Origin of the sequence: Paenibacillus whitsoniae (genome assembly GCF_003955665.1) — a bacterium.
Classification (GTDB): Bacteria; Bacillota; Bacilli; order Paenibacillales; family NBRC-103111; genus Paenibacillus_E; species Paenibacillus_E whitsoniae.
Window position 1 is genome coordinate 33,465 of the sequence record NZ_RXHU01000013.1, and the last position, 16,279, is coordinate 49,743.

The window sequence follows — 16,279 nt, forward strand, 5'->3', positions numbered from 1 at the left end:
TCATTTTACTCAATTAAGAAAGCGACTGCTGCTGTAGAAGGTGATGGTACATCCCTTGTTGGCGAACAAGCTGCTCATGCGTGCCGCTTTCCACAATGGAGCCTTGGTCCAAAACAACAATCAAGTCCGCTTGGCGGATCGTGCTGAGCCGATGCGCAATGATGAGTGTCGTGCGGCCCAGCAGCATCTCGCTCATGTTCGTCTGGATGATCCGCTCCGACTCCGTATCGAGGGCGCTTGTGGCCTCATCGAAGATGAGGATACGCGGATTGTGAACGAGCGCTCGCGCAATGACGATGCGTTGGCGCTGGCCGCCGGAGAGGCGGAGGCCTCCTTCGCCGATCATCGTATCGTAGCCGAGCGGCAGCGATTCAATGAACGCATGCGCGCCTGCCAATTGCGCTGCCCGCCGGACTTCCTCCAGACTGATTTCCTCGCCGTTCATCGCAATATTGTCCCTGACAGACCCTTTGAATAAGACGGTCTCCTGCTGAACAACACCGACCTGCTTGCGGATGGAAGCCGCATGAACCGAGCGCAGTGGGTAGCCGTCTACGTAGATTTCGCCGCTCGATGGCTCAAGCAGCTTGAGCAGCAGGTTTGCAAGCGTTGATTTGCCGGAACCGCTTCGGCCAATCAGGGCAACCGTCTGTCCCGGCTTCAGCTCAAGATCAAGGTTTTGCAGGATCATGCTGCTGCCGCGGTGATAGCGGAAGGACACTTTGTCAAATCGAATATGACCCTGGATCGATGGCAGCATGCGCATTTGCTCAGGGTGCGGATGTTCGGGCGTCGATTCAAATACATCGTTTAGCCGTTCCATGGAAATACGAGCTTCGGCGAGCTCGCCGCCGCGTTGGGAAATCAGTTCCAGCGCGAATTGGTAGGACGTAAACAGCACGGTATAAGCGACTAACTCCCCGATGGAGAGTTGACCTGTCAGCACGTAACGTGAACCTAAATAGAGCAGGGTGACATTGCTAATCGAACGCAACCCCGAAGAGCAAGCTCTGGTAACAGCTTCCAGTCGGCTGCCCTCCAGGCGGAGCGTGAACAGGCGGTTGAGCTTGGCCATCAGCTTGCTGCGGATAAACGATTCCAGGGAGAGCCCTTTCACTGTTGCAATCGCGTTCACGGCTTCCACAATTTGCGTCTGAGACTCGCCTTCCGCAATCATCTGCTTGCGAAAATTGCGGCGCATTTGTGGCAGCATCACAGCATAGAGGGTGAAATATAACGGCATGAGCGCAAAGGAAACAAGGGCAAGAATCGGATGATAATAAACCATGAGCCCACCATACACGAGCAGGGTCAGCCCATCAAGCACCATTTCAATCGCATGCTCCGTCATCATTCTGCGAATTTTTTCATTCTCGTAGACTCTCGTGAGAATATCTCCTGAGGTTCTTTTGAAGAAATAGGAGAAGGGGAGACGGAACAGCTGACGATAGAAGCTCTCCAGCATGGAGTGATCGACCGCGTAGGCCAGCTTTCCGATTAGCTTCTGCCGCAGGAAGATAAAGCCGGCGTTGAATAGGACGAGCGTGAGCATCCCCAGCAGCATGACATGAAACAGTGACCAATTTGCGGTGTCCAGCACGCGATCGAAGATTTGCTGCGACATGACAGGAAACACCAGCAGCAAACATTCGGTCAAGATGGATAAGCCGAGTGTAGACAGCAGCAATTTGCGGGAAGGATTCAGATGTGCGAGATACCGTTTCCACAGCACTTCTGTATCGTCCAGATTAGCCAGTGGCTCGTTCGGTTCCAAGGTAATGACGAGTCCTGTCCAATGGTTGTTGAACGTGTCCAGCGGCACCGTGTCGAGGTAGCCCATTGCCGGATTGGCGACAAGCAGGTGATTCTTTCCGACTTCATAAACAACGGTATAATGGTTGCCGTTCCAATGGGCGATAAACGGTATTTTTAGCTCATGCAGGACGCTGCTTGTCGTTTTTAGCCCTTTGGCTGAGAAACCAATCGATTCGAGTGTTTCGATCAATCCCAGCATGGAAGTGCCTTCCGCACCGACGTTGCAGCGCTCTCGCATCCGGTTCACGCTGGCATTCAGTCCGTAATAACGGGCGATCATCGTCAAGCAAGTCGGACCGCAGTCCATTTCGCTTTGCTGAAGCAGCGCAGGGTATTTTTGTCGGCGCTTCCAGGAGAACCACGTGCTGAGGCTCATTCTTGGCGACGGCTCGGAATGGTCCGGTAGCGGCATAACGTTTGCCGACTGGACGTTCTGCTCGGCCTGCTCGGGCGCATGGATCACCGTCATCGCTTGGGTCGAGTAGTGAGAGGCGATCGGGCGGATCGCTTCCAAAATTCGCGGAAATTGTGTAACCAGCGCGCCAAAGTCGTCACGGCCCAGCCGAAAGGCAGTGACGGGTTCAGCAGCGCGGATTGTCGCTTTCCGCGGTTCTCCGGTCAACAAAGCCAGCTCGCCAAAAAAGTCTCCAGGATACAGCTGATTGACAATAGCGGCCTCCGCTCCGCGCTCAACAAGCGCTGTTCCGGTTTTTAGAATATAGAAAGCGTCCCCGGGGTCGCCTTCCCGTACCAGACAAGCATCGGGTTCATACGTGCAAATGTCCAGACGATCGAGCAGCGAGCGCAATGCAGCTTGGTCGACGTGCGTAAACAGCGTATTGTTTTTCAGAAACGTACGAATGACGTCTGAATCGATATATTTTCGGAAATACGCGCCAAGTTCGTGATGTCTTTCAACAAGCTCTTTAAACTGGTCTCGGTTCAGGCGAAGCACTTCGAGCGGGGTTGAAGCACGGATCGTGATGGCAGTAGGCGTCTCACTGCCGAAGAGGCTGTTTTCTCCGAAGTGGTCCCCGGGCTGCAGCAAGCCGAGATTCGTTTCTTTTCCTGCCTGATTGAGACCGATCTTCCTGGCCCTGCCTTCGACAATGATGTATAAAGCGTCAGGCGGCTCTGATCTATCTATGATCGTCTGCCCCATTGCATAAGAAGCAGGCTTCAACTGCCGGGAAAGCAGTTTCAATTCCTCATTGGTTAACATATCGAACAATGGAATATGGTGTAAATCAGAAGCATTAGTTTCGGTCACATGCGTCATTCCTTATCTTAATCTTATACAAATTCCTGAATGTCCAGTGAAGCCTGGTAGGTGGTAAACTGCTCCTGAAAGAGCTCTTCACGAATCCTGGCTTCAACGTCCGCGTTCAATTCAGCTGGAGATAGGGCTTCGACATAAATGAGAGTAAATTCGCGTTTCCGTTCAAAAGGACCCAGTATGTCTCCCGGTGCAGCGCTGAATACGGCAGCCGCCACTTCAGACTCCAGATCAGCCCGACTTACAACTCCCGCGTAGCCTCCGGATTTGGCTGTGGCCAAATCAGTTGAATACTTGCGCGCAAGGACATGAAAGTCAGCGCCGTCTTCAACTTGAAAAAGCAGCTCCTGGGCGATCCCGAAATCATTCGTCGCGATGCGGGAGATTTCAGCGGTGTCGTAGAGGGGCGCTGTTTCTATGAATCGCCGTCGAATACGATCTTCCGAGATAACATGACGGGCCAAATCCGCGTGCAGAACTTGAGGCTTCAAGATGTCGATGAGATCCTCCAAACGCATACCGTGAGTTTCCAGCCATGCACTTGCTTGTGCTGTGGTATATAGCTTGTTCACTCGACGAAACTGTGTGATCGCCGCTTGCAGATCGGGGTTCGCCGCTGTGAGCCCTTCCGATTCGGCCCAGCAAATAAGAACAAGATCGCGCTTGCAGCGATCAGGGTCCGCCCAAGCGGGATTGATGCGCAATCGTTGAAGCAACTGCTGCAAGCTCATCGTTTTATTTTGAACTTGAATGGCTGTATAAGTTGTCGTATCCAAGCATCCATCCCTCGCAATTTTCGCTTTTGTAGTGTCATTCTAGCATGTGGGCTGGTGAATGGCGATTCATTTATTTTTGAGGAATTAAACAAAACTTAAACTTCTTGAAGTATAATCTGGCCATTATGAGAGGGGGGTTAGACATGGCTGAAAATACGGAAAAGAAACTGGATCAGGTGGAATCTGTCGAATTGACTGACTTGTCAGAAGAGTTGTCCGAGCAGCAGCTTAAAGATGTGCAAGGTGGAGATTTGCACACAGGCACAAAACCTATCATCAAGAAAGTAACAATTCGTCCGTAATCTGGCCAAAGTAAAGCCCCGCGCCTTTTTAGAAAAGAGGCCGGGGCTTTTTCAGCATGTCAATACGTTTATCCTTGCAGTCCGCCGAACTTGTATCCAAAGCCGCGGATCGTCTTGATGTAAACGGGATGTGCGGGGTCTTTTTCGATCTTCTTGCGAAGATTGTGAATGTGAACCATCACTGTGCGCTCATCGCTGATGCCGTCAAGGCCCCAAATCCGCTCGTAAATTTGGTTAACGCTGAACACTTGCGAAGGTCGCTCCAGCAGCATGAGCAGCAGTTGAAGCTCTTTGGCCGGAAGCGCAATCGGCTTGTTATCCACAAGGACCTCCAGCTGATTTTTGTGGACAGCCAGCCAGCTGTCCTTCCATACGTCGCCGCCGCTGTGTTCGGAGGCGGTCGCCGTACGGTAACGACGAAGTCCGGCTTGCACCCTGGCCACAAGCACTTCCGGTTCGAACGGTTTTGTCACATAATCGTCGCCGCCGATCTGAAGCCCTGCGATAATATCCTGCGGTTCCTTCTTGCTGGTCAAGAAAATGACGGGAAGGTCGGAGTGTCTGCGAATCTGCTTTACAAACTGCATGCCGTCCATCCCCGGCAGCATAATGTCCGAAACAACCAGGTGATACACCGATTGCTGGAAAAGCGCCAGCGCTTGCTCCGCATGCATAGCGACGTCAACGCGCATGCCTTCATTTCGTAAATAAATGGCGACAAGATCACAGATGTCCGGGTCGTCTTCAACGAGCAGAATGCGTGTGTCCATGTGCGTCTCCTTCCTTACCTTCATTAGAATCGTCGGTGATTGCCTCAAATGCGGCCGGAAATTTGATGTAAAAATCGCTTCCTACACCTAGCGTACTGTTCACACGAATTTCGCCGCCATGTCGAGCCACAATTTCCTGGCAAATCGCGAGCCCAAGTCCGCTTCCAGCAGCGTTGTTACTTCCGGGAACCCGGTAACGATGCTTGAAGATATGCGGCAATTCGGCTTCAGGGATGCCGATGCCGGAATCGCTCACATGGATGATCGCGTGCCCTTGCTCATGATCGTCATAGCCTGATTGAAATTCGGCCCATACGCGGACAGCCCCATTGCCCGGTGTGTATTTGACGGCATTTGAAATCAGATTGGCAAATACTCGTTCAAAGCGAAACCGGTCCAGCCGGACGACCAGCTCCTTGCTCGGTGGGGTTGTGAAGCCCGGCTCCTCCCAAGTCAAGGTCATGTGCTGTGCGGCGGTTTCCGGGGCATAGCGATGCGTTAGTTGGTGCAAGAAAGGCAGCAAAGGGACTTTTGTTAGCTGCAGTTGAACTTCCCCCGTTCTTAAATTGCTGAGTTCAATGACATTGTCAATCAGCCGCTCAAGCATCAAGCTGCGCTCGTAGATTCGCCCTGCATAGGTGGGCGCCTCTTCCCGGGGAATGACCCCAGCTTTAATCCCTTTCGATAAACCTTTGATCGCTGTAATCGGCGTGGACAAGTCATGGTACACTTCGGCTAGCAGTGTACTGCGTGCAAGTTCGATGCGGCCTAGCTCCTGATTGCCCTGCTCCAGTTGGAGGTTCAACGCTTGCAGAGAGGAGGTGCGCTGTTTAATCGTCGCTTCTTGCGATGCAATGACTTGATCGAGTTTGTTCGAAAGCAGCTCCGACTGAGTAACCGCCCTTGTAAACAACAAGGATAAATTCAGCAATTGCGTGAGCAGGAAGAAGAGTAGTCCGAAGGATACGAGCCCGCCGAACCGGAGATACCCGACATAGTACAGGATCTCCTCAATAACAGCGGCAAAAAATACGATAAAGCCAATCATATTCGTTCGCGAGCCTGTTCTTCGACGCAAAGCGGCACGCAGGTAGACGTACATCGCATAGAGGAAAACGGGAAGCAGCAGCATGATAACGTAGGGAACCATATATTGCGTATATATTTTGGCAGGTGTCACTAGCACAAATACGGCAAACCCGCTTAAAGCGACAGTGGAAAGAGGCAAGCTGCGGCGGATCGCTTCTTCGGGATACTGCTTATTCACAAAAGCAGCTAAGCTAAGGATCGTGGCAATTTCGGACAAGTACTCCAGCTTCACGCCCCATTCCCAGGACAGCCATGGGAACAGCACATAAGCGTAGGATTCTCCAAGCAGCGATGACCTCAAGCAAATCGCCAGGCAGATGACGCCGAACCATAAAGCGGCACGGTCTTGTTTGCGGGCAAGATACAGGAAGGTGGAGAACACGGCCATCAGCAGCAAGCAGCCGGTAATCAAGGTCCAAATCATGACCTTCCCCCGATGCTTGGAAGCGATGACTTCTGCGTCGCCAAGATGAATACTTTCCCAGAGCCCGCCCGTTCTTTGAGCAAAATTGGATACCTGGATGACAATCTCATTGTCCCCGCTGTGGGGCACGAAGAACTGCACCTTGGGGTAGCTTCTTGCAACCATAAGGGAGGCATCTGTACCGACGATGCCGTTGCCGTTCAATTCTTGGCCATTGACCCAGAGACGATATGCGGAAGCTACATTGTTCACATACAATCCGAGCGGCTGCTGCGCAGCCTCTTGGGATAATGTAAATATCATTCGATACGTCGCATACCCCTCATTGGATAAAACTTGTCCGTTCATCGTGTAAGACTTCCACTGGGCTGGGATGGAAACCGTCAATGCGTTTAACTGGGGAGCGTTTGCAATACGCTCCGGAGTAAGCAGTTGCTGCCAATACAAAGTCCAGGGCCCGTTCAGGTCGACAATTTCGCCTTCCCGCGGCTGCCATTGCCGCAAGTCTTTTTTTGACGTGAGCGTGGGGGTTGCCGCCCCTGCTTCCGCGGCCCAAGCTGCAACTGCCGTGCTGTAGCATAAGAGGAGGCTGAACAGCAAGCTTGCGAGAATTCTCATTTGTCTCCTCCGAATGGTCTAGTATTCAATGTGTATTATCTGAGAAGTTGGGAGAGATTTCAAGGGGAGAGTTGGGCCGAAGAATCAAACGTGAAGCCAAGAGGAGTATCGGCGGATAGAGGAAAGTTGAGGCTTGCGAGCGTGGATTGTAAGAGTAACTGAACAGGGTGGTAAGCCGGAACGCATGAGGGTGTGGTCCGGCTTGTTTGTTCTTAAAGGATCTGGATTTGAGCTTGCATTTCGGGAGAAAGGCTATTGATTTCCGATTTTAATACATACACCAATTCTTCATTGCCTTTAATCCCGCGAACTTCAATTTTGATCATTTGATATTTTTTAAATACATTCTCAGCGAAGAAATCCTTGTCAAACCCCCGGGCAGAGAAAGCGAAGGTAAAATTTGGTGGGACTTTTTGAAGCCGTGATGCAATGTTGATGGATGGACCAACATAGTCATTGCCGTCGCCTAACTGGACAATAGATCCTCTTGCGATACCGCAACGCAGTTTTTCTGGAACATTGACAAACTTTTTGTTAATTATTGGTAAAAAATCTTTTACATAAGATTGTGTAACATTTTTTAAAATACAAACAACGTTCCCCATTTCGGTCTCGGACATGCCATCCGTATCCCAAATCATAAGTAGCCCGTCACCTAAAAATTTACAAAAAATTGGAAGTCTAGAGTATAAAGGCGTTTTTCCTTCAAATGCGTTTTCTATTTTTACAATAAGATGTTCTTGAGCGATTTTTTCTAAGATCCAACTTAGAAATTCCTTTAAAAATCTGGGAACAACCAAGTGTGGTTCCATTTGATTGCAGAAGTTTGTAAATCCATCTAAATCAAAGACCGCGGATATGGCCTCGACTCGTTTCCCGCCTGTATTGAGATTTCCTAAACTTAACAGATCTGAATTAAATGTAGCGAAATCTTCATTGCTTACAACAATAGCCCCAGTACCATCTTTACCAGGATAGCTCAAACTTTCAAAAGGAATATTGATCTTCATATAAAGTCAGCCTCTATCTCTATGAATAAATTAGTAGAACATTCGATATTTTAACAGATTTTTCAAGAATAATCGAGAATTTTCAGCAGCGTTACATGCGCCGACGATTTTTAATGCCGGACAGATTTTTTTTATACAGTCCGTCTTTTCTTACGAAAGTACAACGGAAGTGAAAAGAAGGAAGTAGGCAAGCTCTGCGCTTGAATATACAATGATTCAGAATCCGTTTGGAAAAAATTCTGAAAGTGGAGGAAAGGCACATGAAAAATCGTTTCGTAAGAGCCATATTCGCGATTACATTCTCATTGCTTCTATTCACATCTCTATCTGCATGGGCAAACGCAGAACAAGCTGCCACGATTATCCCCAAACCAGTCACCTATACAACCGGCTCCAGTACCTTTACTTTAACGAGCAGCACGTCCATATACGTCCAAGGTACCAACGCAGCTCAAACCGATGAAATATACAAGATCGGTCAATACTTGGCAGGCAAATTAAGTCCAGCCACCGGCTTTGCCTTCAATGTGGTGAAATCGAGCACGCCTCCTGCGGGGAGCATCTATCTAACCACGATAGGCGGAAACGCCGCTTCAGGCCAAGAAGGCTATACGCTGAATACGTCAATAAGTGGTGTGAACCTAACGGCGTATACCCCGGAAGGGCTCTTCAGAGGCATCCAAACCTTGCGTCAAATGCTTCCCCCTGACATTGAGAAGAGCAGTCTAGTGACAGGCGTTCCTTGGATTATTCAACAGGCTGCGATTACCGATGCGCCCACTTATCCGTGGCGTGGCCATATGCTTGATGTTGCCAGACACTTTTTTACAGTTGATAATGTCAAGCGCGTAATTGATCTTATGGCTCAGTACAAAATGAACATCTTACATCTCCATCTTACCGACGACCAAGGTTGGCGAATTCAAATTAATTCCTGGCCGGATTTGGCTACGATCGGCGGCAGCACGCAAGTTGGCGGCGGTGCAGGCGGCTATTATACGCAGGCACAATATACGGATATCATCAATTACGCCAAAGACCGCTATATCACGGTTGTTCCCGAAATCGATTTGCCCGGACACGTTAACGCAGCGTTAGCTTCGTACGGCGAGTTGAATCCGGATGGACAGAAGAAATCTTTGTATACCGGAACAAGCGTAGGCTTCAGTACGTTAATGACCCAAGCGGAAATTACATATACGTTCATTGACGATGTCATAGGTGAGCTTGCCGACATCACGCCTGGACCCTATATTCATATCGGCGGCGATGAGGCCAGTTCAACCAATCAGGCTGATTATGACTATTTTATCGGCAGAGTGAAAACGATCGTTGCTAATCATGGGAAAACAATGATTGGCTGGAATCCAGCCCTTCGTCCGGATTTAGCTACTGCTGGTTCTTTGCTGCAAAATTGGTCGCCTACCGTTGCTACGGATACAGGGATCGATTACATTCTCTCCCCTAAAACAAAGGCTTATATGGATTACAAATACGATAGCAGCAATCCGATTGGTCAAACGTTTGCCGGTTACAATCCGACAGATGATGCTTATCAGTGGGATCCGACTGATTTCGCTCCCCAAAGCTCAGTCAAGGGCATCGAAGCTCCCTTATGGACAGAAACGATCAGAACGATGGCCGACATTGAATATATGAGCTATCCAAGAATACCTGGCCATGCTGAAATAGGCTGGACGCCTAAAAGTATGAGAGATTGGAATGAGTACAAATACCGGCTTGCAGCGCAAGGGCCGAGAATGACCAATGAGGGCATCCATTATTACCCGGACCCGGTTGTTCCATGGTCCAGTTCGTTGGGGGCAAATATTGCGCTAAACAAACCGGTAACCGCCTCCTCGACAGAAACAAGTTCGTTCCCTGCGGCTTACGCAGTGGACAGCAGCTCAAACACGCGTTGGTCCAGTCTGCGAACTGATCCGCAATGGCTGCAAGTGGACTTGGGGGCGACTTACACGATAAACCGCGTGGTCTTGAATTGGGAAGCCGCCTATGGGAAATCTTTTCAAATCCAGGTTTCACCCGATGCTTCAAATTGGACCACGATTTATAGCACGACAACGGGTACTGGCGGCATACAGGATTTAACAGGTCTGAGCGGAAGCGGCCGTTACATTCGCATGTACGGTACGGCGCGCGGTACGCAGTATGGATATTCGCTTTATGACTTCCAGGTTTACGGTGTGCTTACGAGTCTTTCATTAAATCAACCGGTAACCGCTTCGTCGGTAGAAACCAGCGCATTTCCCGCGGCCTATGCAGTAGATGGTAATTCGAGCACGCGTTGGTCCAGCTTGCGTACGGATAGCGAATGGATATATGTGGACTTGGGCAGCTCGAAAAGTGTGAAACAGGTGAAGCTGAACTGGGAAGCGGCTTATGGAAAAGCCTACAAAATACAAGTATCCAACGACGCGGTAAATTGGACGGATGTTTTTACGACGACGACAGGCGATGGTGGCATGGATGATATATCCTTTACTCCTGTGTCTGCGAGGTATGTGAGAATGGTAGGATCACTGCGGGGTACTGCGTATGGGTATTCACTCTGGGATTTTGAAGTGTATTAAATTGTTCATTCAATTTGTTTCGTGAATGGGTGATAATAATTATCATTATTGGTTACACTACGATATAGAGAAAGAAAAAGAGGCCGGAAGGGCCTCTTTCCTGGAAGCGTTAGATTTTTGGCTCAAACGTTTTACAATCGGTTTCTTCGGAATTTCGGGCTTGGTTATTATTGTGGCGGTTTACGACATAAATGGAGCTGGCGTTGCATTTGTTGCCGTTCGCCCAGTACTTGCAGGAATTCACTTCGCACAGAACATCTTTGGCCATGTCTCTTTCACCTCCTCCTCTAGGAGAACTTTCTGAACATGCGGTCACTTCAGAAAGCTTCCATACCTCCTAGGGTGGGCGAAAGAGGCCTATTTTTATACATAGACCTGAACATTTCTTCCCCCTATTCCCATCCTCCGCCAAACTTCATATATATGAAGAGAGCAGTTACTCTTCTGCAAGAATGGATGATGAAGGCATGGCGAATAAAAATGAGCTTCAAACGTGTGTCCGGTGCGGCTATGTCGCGGACAAAGATGATCGATATTGCATACGCTGCGGCGCACCGCTCAAAAATAGATGCACCAAGGAGAAGACGCTGCTGCACAAGGGCTGCTACAAAGTGAACAAGCCGGACGCGAAGTATTGCGCCGATTGCGGGACCGAAACGACGTTCAGCACGTGGGGATTGTTGTGACAAAAAGCCTGGAAGAACCGAGGCGCTGCCGATAGGCAGGCGCCTCGCTCATCTTCCAGGCTTTATTTGTTTTGCAGGACCGTTGTCCACAGGTCCTTCTGGTCGTATCCGAGCCGCCATGCGGCTACGCCGGCGATGTCGTACTTCTTCGCCAGTGCCATGCGCGCTGCGACGGTGGATGCATCCTCCAGCCAGAATACATAGGTGGAGCCATTCTCTTGATACGAGACGCGGTATTGGCCAAATTCGTTGTCCCAGGTTTGCGTCGCTTTCTTCGCGGCGATCAGCGCAGGGATGTCTTTCATCAGCACGGTCCGGTTGCTAACCAGAGCGCCGCTGGCGTCGAGCTGCCATTCCCGCACGTAGTACGGGATGCCGAGAATGATCTTGTCCCGCGGAATGCCATAGGACAGAAATTCCTGAATGCCGCCGTCCGTCCAAGGAAGACCGGATACGGAGCCTGCCGACGTGCTGCCGCGGTAATATTGGTCATAAGCCATGATGACCATATAGTCGACCAGCGCGCCTAATTTTTCATGATCATATGCTGTCAATTGATTCCATTTGACGCTGCCGCGCGGCAGATCCATGGAGATAACCAGGCCTTTGGCATGGGCGGCGGTCGTCAGCTTGGCGATAAACGCGGTAAAGGCATTGCGGTCGGAGCCGGCAAGGCTCTCAAAATCGACGTTGATGCCCGGCACGCCTAATTGCACGGAGCGATCAACAAGCTTCGCAATGAACGTATCCTGTGCGGTGCTATTCGCCAGAAATTGAGTCGTCAGCGCCGCGTTAAACTGATTGCTCACCAATGGATAAACGGTGTAGCCGCTCTTTTGCAGCCATTTGACTGTATCGGCATTGGAGCTGTCCTTCAAATTGCCGTTGGCATCGGCCAGTTCAAAATAGCTCGGGGAATCAACATCGAGTCCCAATGTATTTCCAACTTGCGCTTTAATCGCGTCCGAGCCGGACAAGCCGTTCCAGCCCCAGACTTGCAGCTTTTTGAAATTATCCCACAGCATCCGGTGCTGCAGCGTCTGAATCGAAGCGTTGCTGTACTGTTTCGCGTAAGCGAGAGCGCCGTCCAGCGTGTTGTATTCGCCGATCAAGTTGGTGCTTTGATACACTTGATAAGACGCGTAATTGTTCCAGATTTGCCGTCCTTCCTTAACGATCGAGCTGTGTCCCCAAAGACGGGCGTAGCCAATGGCATCGTCGAGTGAAATGAAATCTTGGAGGAATGCATCGTTTTGATACACTTTATACGATTTAAGATTGCTGTATACGGTTTGTTTCGTCTGGGTGTTAACAACCGTGGAATTGCTCCATTTGATCGCTTCCCCTACGGCATCCTCAAGAGAGGCAAACGACCAGTTGTCTGCGGAAAACGTTCCTTGATACACTTTGTAGATAGGTGGACCTGACTTGGCAGCTGCTTTTTCACTTGCCGACAAATTATCCCAAATCCACGCATTGCTGTTCAAATCGATGATATGAGCGTTGCCCCATTTTTTGGCTTCGGCGACCGCTTCCGCCAGCGTGCCGAATTTCCAGGCATCCATCGTAATGTCGCCTTGATACAGCTGGTAGCGGGCGTAATTGTTCCACACCCAGCCTGTCGATTGCAAATCGCGCACGCTGGCGTTGGACCACTTCTTCGCCTCGGCGATGGCGGCATCTAACGTAGGGAACTGCCACTCCGGCAAGGTGACGTCACCTTGAAATACTTGATAGCGCGGGAAATTGTTCCACAGCCATTGGCGGGTTGCAATTTCTTCCACGTGGGCATTGGAGAACCACTTGGCGTAAGCTTGCGCTTCATTATAAGAAGCGAATTCCATCAGAACTTGGTTGTATTGGTAAACCCTGTACTTCGTTGTTTTATCAACTTGCGGGCTGCTTGCCGCATAGGCTGTGCTCGGAAGCGTTACCGCGAGGAGCAGGGTGCCGCTCAGCAGCCATTTTCCCATTTTCATCGTCTTAACCGCCTCTTTCTTGTAAACTACTCTATTTGACGTCGGAGATGATAGAATGGTTGCGGTATTGCTAGGTTGGAAGTTCATGGTTGGCAGATTGAAGTTGGACGATTTCGCTACTTTTTAGTAACATGAGAAAAGAAGTTCTAGCATGAATCCATCAGGAGAGGGAGAAGGAGCAATGGGGCAATATCCCGATGCCTATGTGCAGTATTTAGTGCATTTTCATGGCGACCGTGACTATTTTGAGTGCCATGAGGTGATGGAGGAATTTTGGAAGGCGCATCCCGAAGATCCTCGCAGCGCGACCTATGTGGGGTTGATTCAAATTGCTGTCGGATTGTATCATAGCCGCAGAGGCAATCGGGCGGGGGCTGTAAAAATGCTGGTCAGCGCATTAGCCAAACTGCAGCCAATGGATGTCCGTACACTCGGGTTGGATGCGGAGGAGCTGGAGCGCCGAATCAGAAATAGGCTTGCAGATGTGCAAGCTGAAAATGATGGGTATACAGATATAAATTTGCCGATTATGGATCCCGGTCTGTTGCATCGGTGCCAGACGATATGCAGGGACAAAGGGCTTGTGTGGGAGGCGCCGAGCTCACTCGAGAATGACGCGTTAATCCATAAGCATACACTGCGGGACCGGGCGGATGTTATAGAAGAAAGAGCCAGACAATCACGTTTACGAAAGGAACAGGGTGAAGCCCGATGAGCTCGGAAGGAAAAATTTTAGTCGTAGATGATGAACCGAATATTTCAGAGGTCGTAAGACTATATTTGGAGCATTCGCAGTATGAGACGATTTTGCTTTATCGGGGACGCGATGTGATCAAGACCATTACGGAAGAAAGACCCAATCTGGTGCTGCTTGATATTATGCTGCCGGACATTTCCGGTTACGAGTTGTGCGAGCAGATTCGCCGGATGGACACGCCGTTCAACCATACACCGATCATTTTCCTTACCGCGAAAGGCGAGTCCATCGATAAATTGAGGGGCTTTAATCTCGGTGTCGACGATTATCTGGTGAAGCCGTTCGACCCGAATGAGTTAGTCGCCCGCATCAAGGCGGTGCTGCGCAGAGCAGTGCACATTCCGCATGAGCCGGCCCCACCGCAGAGCTCCCCGCGTAAATGGCTGGAAATAGGTAACATTGTGATCGACTTGGAACAGTACCGGGTGACAGTAGACGGCAAGCGCGTCGAATTGACGCCGAAGGAAATCGAGCTGCTGTTTTTCCTGATGAGCAATCCGGGGCGGGTGTTTACACGGGAGGATTTGCTCGGTTATGTGTGGAATTTCGATTTTACCGGGGGAACGCGCACGGTCGACGCCCATGTGAAAAATCTGCGAAAAAAACTTGGCCAGCACGAGTCATGGAACATTCAAACCTTATGGGGGATCGGCTACTCGTTTGAGGTGGTCCAGCATGTTTAGGCGCTTCCTCAAGGGGAAGTACAACAGTCTGTATATTAAAATATTTCTATCTTTCCTGGCGACGTGCGTGCTCTTTTTTGCGGCGCTGTTCGCTTTCTGGAATTATTACTTTACAGGACTCTTCTATAAGGATAAAGTCGCGATTCTTGCCAAGCGGAGCGCCGAGGTAGCTAGCCTGATGGATTCCTACCAGGAAGGCACCATTACGATGCGCGAACTGAAATATACGATGCGTATCGTCGCCAGAAGCTTCAACGGCCAAGTATGGATCGTCGATGAGAAAGGCATCATTTTCACCGGCTCTTCCGACAGTGAAGGCAGGGCGATTCCAAAGCAAATGGACGCTTTGTTTATCGATGGACTCCATGGGAACACCGGCTATGGTATGATTTCGCTGAAACCGGAGGAAGGGCCGAGAAATTCGTTCGCTTACCACACGCCGTTCGAATTGAACAGCCAGCCGATGGTCATTATTTTGCAAATTCCGGCCGGGGATATCAGCGAGGCCGTTTCCGCGGTAAGGCTTAATTTAATGCTGCCGCTGCTGTTTTCCTTGCTTGCGGTAGGCGTGATCCTGTTCATCATCTCTCGCAAGCTGGCAGGACCGCTTCAGCAGATGAACCGTGCCGCACTGGAACTTGCCCACGGTGATTTCACAACCAGGGTGCCGATCAAGTCGCAGGATGAAGTCGGTCAACTCGCCGCCAGCTTCAACTTCATGGTGGAGAAGCTGGAGGAGTGGGAAGGGACGAGGCAGGAATTTCTGACAAATGTGTCCCACGAGCTGCGTTCTCCCTTGACGACGCTGCGCGGCATGATCAACGCCATGAACGATAAAATTATTCCCGAAGCGAAATACCCGCACTATTTGCACATCTGCGATCAGGAAGTCCAGCGCTTGCAGCGCTTGGTAACGGATTTGCTCGATCTGGCCCAAATTCAGAACGGCATCGATGTGTTCAAGCTGCGGCCGGTCGACATCGCCGATCTGCTCGAAGATACGATGGAATTGCTGCAGGCGGTGATCGCGAAACAGGGCGTCATTCCGCAATTGATTTTGCCGGAATTGGATCAGGAACCGAGCCAAGTGGACTTGGATCCGGACCGCTTCGTGCAAATCATTCATAATCTGGTGTATAATGCGCTTAAATTTACACCGGAAGGCGGATCGCTGATCGTTGCCCTTGAGAATCATCCGGGTCGCGTCCACGTCTATGTGCGGGATACAGGGGCAGGGATGCCGCAATCAGAGCTGAATCGAATTTGGGATCGCTTCTATAAAACGGATAAAGCCAGAACGTCCAGCGAGGAAGCGGGGACTGGACTCGGTCTGACCATTGTGAAACATCTGGTCACCGGGATGAAAGGCGATGTGCAGGTGCAAAGCCGCCTGGGAGAAGGGACGGAATTCCGCATAACCTTCCCTCGTTTGCGATAATTCGACGCAAAATTCACGCGTTGTTCACAATTATTTTACAATCCGTTCACACTTTATTCATAAAC

General features: G+C 50.3%; 13 protein-coding genes. 6 read left to right on the forward strand and 7 right to left on the reverse strand.

The features are described from left to right. Positions 1 to 13: 13 nt before the first annotated feature. Together EJQ19_RS03900 and EJQ19_RS03905 are read right to left on the reverse strand one after the other, a co-directional pair. Positions 14 to 3,085, reverse strand: coding sequence for a peptidase domain-containing ABC transporter (locus EJQ19_RS03900; protein ID WP_164716298.1), 3,072 nt, complete (start codon positions 3,083 to 3,085; stop codon positions 14 to 16). A 23-nt stretch (positions 3,086 to 3,108) separates the two neighbouring features. Beyond that, entirely contained in the window at positions 3,109 to 3,867 is a 759-nt protein-coding gene (locus tag EJQ19_RS03905; protein ID WP_126139888.1) for a peptidylprolyl isomerase, read from the reverse strand. 143 nt (positions 3,868 to 4,010) lie between these two features. On the opposite strand from EJQ19_RS03905, the gene EJQ19_RS31705 reads away from it, so the two are divergent. After that, complete coding sequence (locus tag EJQ19_RS31705; protein ID WP_164716299.1) at positions 4,011 to 4,169, forward strand: hypothetical protein; 159 nt, start codon at positions 4,011 to 4,013, stop codon at positions 4,167 to 4,169. Between the two features lie 68 nt (positions 4,170 to 4,237). Here the strand turns inward: EJQ19_RS31705 and EJQ19_RS03910 are convergent, their stop codons facing one another. The 3 genes from EJQ19_RS03910 to EJQ19_RS03920 all read right to left on the reverse strand — a co-directional run bounded on the left by EJQ19_RS03910 (position 4,238) and on the right by EJQ19_RS03920 (position 8,080). Continuing rightward, a complete protein-coding gene (locus EJQ19_RS03910; RefSeq protein ID WP_164716300.1) occupies positions 4,238 to 4,939 on the reverse strand; it encodes a response regulator transcription factor in 702 nt (233 codons plus the stop codon). Beyond that, complete coding sequence (locus EJQ19_RS03915; protein ID WP_126139890.1) at positions 4,914 to 7,070, reverse strand: sensor histidine kinase; 2,157 nt, start codon at positions 7,068 to 7,070, stop codon at positions 4,914 to 4,916. Before EJQ19_RS03915 ends, EJQ19_RS03910 begins: the two co-directional genes overlap by 26 nt. Before the next feature lie 212 nt (positions 7,071 to 7,282). Then, positions 7,283 to 8,080, reverse strand: a complete 798-nt coding sequence (locus EJQ19_RS03920; RefSeq protein ID WP_126139891.1) for a hypothetical protein — start codon at positions 8,078 to 8,080, stop codon at positions 7,283 to 7,285. Between the two features lie 260 nt (positions 8,081 to 8,340). On the opposite strand from EJQ19_RS03920, the gene EJQ19_RS03925 reads away from it, so the two are divergent. Next, positions 8,341 to 10,671 carry a family 20 glycosylhydrolase gene (locus tag EJQ19_RS03925; protein WP_126139892.1) on the forward strand — a complete coding sequence of 777 codons (2,331 nt, stop codon included), beginning with the start codon at positions 8,341 to 8,343 and terminating at the stop codon, positions 10,669 to 10,671. 109 nt (positions 10,672 to 10,780) lie between these two features. Here the strand turns inward: EJQ19_RS03925 and EJQ19_RS03930 are convergent, their stop codons facing one another. Beyond that, positions 10,781 to 10,939 (reverse strand): DUF1540 domain-containing protein, encoded by a 159-nt coding sequence (locus tag EJQ19_RS03930; protein WP_126139893.1) that lies wholly within the window; start codon positions 10,937 to 10,939, stop codon positions 10,781 to 10,783. Between the two features lie 199 nt (positions 10,940 to 11,138). Here EJQ19_RS03930 and EJQ19_RS03935 point away from each other — a divergent pair, with 199 nt between their 5' ends. Beyond that, positions 11,139 to 11,357, forward strand: coding sequence for a double zinc ribbon domain-containing protein (locus EJQ19_RS03935; RefSeq protein WP_126139894.1), 219 nt, complete (start codon positions 11,139 to 11,141; stop codon positions 11,355 to 11,357). Between the two features lie 62 nt (positions 11,358 to 11,419). On the opposite strand, the gene EJQ19_RS03940 is transcribed toward EJQ19_RS03935, so the two are convergent. Further along, positions 11,420 to 13,336 (reverse strand): glycosyl hydrolase family 18 protein, encoded by a 1,917-nt coding sequence (locus tag EJQ19_RS03940; RefSeq protein WP_126139895.1) that lies wholly within the window; start codon positions 13,334 to 13,336, stop codon positions 11,420 to 11,422. A gap of 151 nt (positions 13,337 to 13,487) precedes the next feature. Between EJQ19_RS03940 and EJQ19_RS03945 the strand changes: the two genes are divergently transcribed. From EJQ19_RS03945 to EJQ19_RS03955, 3 genes are read left to right on the forward strand one after another with little or no spacing between them, the layout of a single operon-like run. Further along, entirely contained in the window at positions 13,488 to 14,051 is a 564-nt protein-coding gene (locus tag EJQ19_RS03945) for a DUF309 domain-containing protein (RefSeq protein WP_241242722.1), read from the forward strand. Beyond that, the gene (locus tag EJQ19_RS03950; RefSeq protein ID WP_126139896.1) at positions 14,048 to 14,776 is read left to right on the forward strand and encodes a response regulator transcription factor; all 729 of its coding nucleotides are present in this window, start codon (positions 14,048 to 14,050) and stop codon (positions 14,774 to 14,776) included. The genes EJQ19_RS03945 and EJQ19_RS03950 overlap by 4 nt, the downstream gene beginning before the upstream one ends. Beyond that, positions 14,769 to 16,214 carry a sensor histidine kinase gene (locus tag EJQ19_RS03955; protein ID WP_126139897.1) on the forward strand — a complete coding sequence of 482 codons (1,446 nt, stop codon included), beginning with the start codon at positions 14,769 to 14,771 and terminating at the stop codon, positions 16,212 to 16,214. The genes EJQ19_RS03950 and EJQ19_RS03955 overlap by 8 nt, the downstream gene beginning before the upstream one ends. Positions 16,215 to 16,279 lie beyond the last annotated feature (65 nt).

Bases quoted from the DNA above. Each gene is read 5' to 3' on its own strand.
- EJQ19_RS03920 (WP_126139891.1), bottom strand. From the start codon at position 8,080: ATGAAGATCAATATTCCTTTTGAAAGTTTGAGCTATCCTGGTAAAGAT.
- EJQ19_RS03935 (WP_126139894.1), top strand. From the start codon at position 11,139: ATGGCGAATAAAAATGAGCTTCAAACGTGTGTCCGGTGCGGCTATGTC.
- EJQ19_RS03915 (WP_126139890.1), bottom strand. From the start codon at position 7,070: ATGAGAATTCTCGCAAGCTTGCTGTTCAGCCTCCTCTTATGCTACAGC.
- EJQ19_RS03930 (WP_126139893.1), bottom strand. From the start codon at position 10,939: ATGGCCAAAGATGTTCTGTGCGAAGTGAATTCCTGCAAGTACTGGGCG.
- EJQ19_RS03910 (WP_164716300.1), bottom strand. From the start codon at position 4,939: ATGGACACACGCATTCTGCTCGTTGAAGACGACCCGGACATCTGTGAT.
- EJQ19_RS03955 (WP_126139897.1), top strand. From the start codon at position 14,769: ATGTTTAGGCGCTTCCTCAAGGGGAAGTACAACAGTCTGTATATTAAA.
- EJQ19_RS03950 (WP_126139896.1), top strand. From the start codon at position 14,048: ATGAGCTCGGAAGGAAAAATTTTAGTCGTAGATGATGAACCGAATATT.
- EJQ19_RS03925 (WP_126139892.1), top strand. From the start codon at position 8,341: ATGAAAAATCGTTTCGTAAGAGCCATATTCGCGATTACATTCTCATTG.
- EJQ19_RS03945 (WP_241242722.1), top strand. From the start codon at position 13,488: ATGAATCCATCAGGAGAGGGAGAAGGAGCAATGGGGCAATATCCCGAT.
- EJQ19_RS31705 (WP_164716299.1), top strand. From the start codon at position 4,011: ATGGCTGAAAATACGGAAAAGAAACTGGATCAGGTGGAATCTGTCGAA.
- EJQ19_RS03940 (WP_126139895.1), bottom strand. From the start codon at position 13,336: ATGAAAATGGGAAAATGGCTGCTGAGCGGCACCCTGCTCCTCGCGGTA.